Origin of the sequence: Streptomyces phytophilus, from assembly GCF_013870535.1 — a bacterium.
In the GTDB taxonomy this organism is placed as follows: domain Bacteria; phylum Actinomycetota; class Actinomycetes; order Streptomycetales; family Streptomycetaceae; genus Streptomyces; species Streptomyces phytophilus.
This window is the reverse complement of record NZ_JACBXC010001158.1, coordinates 1-1,913: the sequence shown is the minus strand read 5'-3', so window position 1 is coordinate 1,913 and position 1,913 is coordinate 1. Positions and strand designations below refer to the sequence as shown.

The 1,913-nt window shown below is 70.0% G+C and carries 2 protein-coding genes; both read right to left on the bottom strand.

What is annotated here, in order from left to right:
• A partial coding sequence (locus H5J30_RS30225; protein WP_181790588.1) for a GntR family transcriptional regulator occupies positions 1–603 on the bottom strand: 603 nt, incomplete at its 3' end.
• Positions 604–747: 144 nt separating this feature from the next.
• Positions 748–1,913: copper amine oxidase (locus H5J30_RS30220; protein ID WP_181790586.1), on the bottom strand; the 1,166-nt coding region annotated here is incomplete at its 5' end.

The following is a 1,913-nucleotide window of genomic DNA, read 5'->3' as shown; positions in this document are numbered from 1 at the left end:
GACGTGGGACTTGACCAGTTCGGCGATCGCCGGGTCGCGGCGGCGGAAGGCCGCGACGATGTCCGCGTGCTCCTCCGCGTACGCCTGCTGGCGCGTGCCCAGCCAGCGGATCGCCAGCGACGTGTAGATCTCGATGCCCAGCGACTCCCACGTGTGCAGCAGCACGCTGTTGCCCGACGCCCGCACCAGCTCCCGGTGGAACGCCACCGTGTGCCTGACCTGCGCCCCGCCGTCGCCCGTCGCGTCCGCCTCCCGCAGCGCGGCCACGTGCGGCTCCAGCGCCGAGACGTCCGCCGCCAGCCGCGGCGCCGCCAGCTCCGCCGCGATCTGCTCCAGGCCGGCCCGTACCGGATAGATCTCCTCCAGGTCCGCCGCCGTCAGGTCGCGGACCCGGACCCCCTTGTTCGGCGCCGACTCGATCAGCCGCATGCTCTCCAGCTCGCGCAGCGCCTCGCGCACCGGCGTCTGGCTGACCTCCAGCTCGACCGCGATACGCCGCTCCACGATCCGCTCACCCGGCTTCCACCGGCCGCTGACGACGCCCTCCACGATGTGCTCGCGGATCTGCTCGCGCAACGACGGGTGGACGACGGAAGGGGGCATCGGCATCTCCTCGGGATCTCACACGGCCGCGCGGGGGGTGGAGACGAGAATACGGCGCCCCCGCCCGGACCGGAGCCGGACGGGGACGCCGCGGGGTGCGCGTCATCGCGTGTCAGTGCGCGTCAGCGCGCGTGGTGCCCTCGCTCAGTCGAAGGGATCACCGTTGTACTGCGGCTTGCGCAGCCGGTCCGGCGTGAGCGGGCTCATGTCCGTCACGTCCCGCGGGGAGAGCTGGAAGCCCTGCCAGTGCACCGGCATCGGCGTCTGGTCCTCGTCGCGGGCGATGTGGTGGAAGCCCACGTTCACCCAGACGATGGGGTGCTTGAGCTGCTCGCCGTCGGTGGCGGCGACGATGTCCTTCGCGCAGTTGCTGTCGAACTGCCGGTTGTGGTTCGGGAACTTCTCGCACTTCTTGTACTGCGTGAACCACACGTCCTTGCTGGTGAACTTGCGCCCCGTGTAGCGGGCGCTGTTGCTGTGCACCAGCTCCCAGGACCGCGTGTGCCCGTCGCCGTTCCTGCCGGCCGTGCCGCTCACGCGCCACCAGCGGTGCTGGTCGGAGTTGCCCGACGTCTCCTTGGTGACGTTCTTGCGGGTCGTCTCCTGCGCCGGGTAGCCCCCCTCGCCGGTGCCGGAGCGCTTCGTGTCGTACTGCTGGATCTTGGCCGGGCGGGCGCTGTCCGTCTGGAAGTCCAGCCGCCAGAAGACGTTGTGCTGGTGGCTGGTCGCGCGGTCCTGCGAGTTCTTGCCGATCGGCCAGCCCTGCTTGTCCGAGGCGTCGAAGTCACCGGGGGAGAGGTTGCCGGTGGCGCCCTCCTTGGCGGTGACGGTGCCGTCGTCGGAGAAGTTCCACTGGGTGATGTAGTAGTAGTAACCCGCCGAGTGGATCGTGTAGACGACGAGGTCGTCGCCCTGCGCGCTGTCGTTGCGGCCGTTCTCCTCGCCGACGTCCCAGCTGTTGCCGAAGTGCGCGAAGCCGCGCGGCTGCTGGGTGACGCAGACCGCGTCGTACGCTTCGCCGCCGACCTTGACCGGGCGGCGGGTGCCGCCGGGGCAGTCCTTCTCCTTCAGCGACACGGGCGCGGAGCCGAGGGCGATCTCGGTGACGTCGTAGTACTCGATGCCGCCGTCGTCGTACGGCACGTGTATCTGCCCCAGGCGGGCGCTGTTGAGCACCGGGACGGCGCTGCGGGCGCCCTTCGGCTTGTACGAGATGTCCTCCAGGACCAGGCCCGCGTAGTCGTTGTTCCGGTAGCACATCTGCCACTCGGTGCCGTTGGGCAGCTTGTGCGTGATCCGGTACTCCTCGC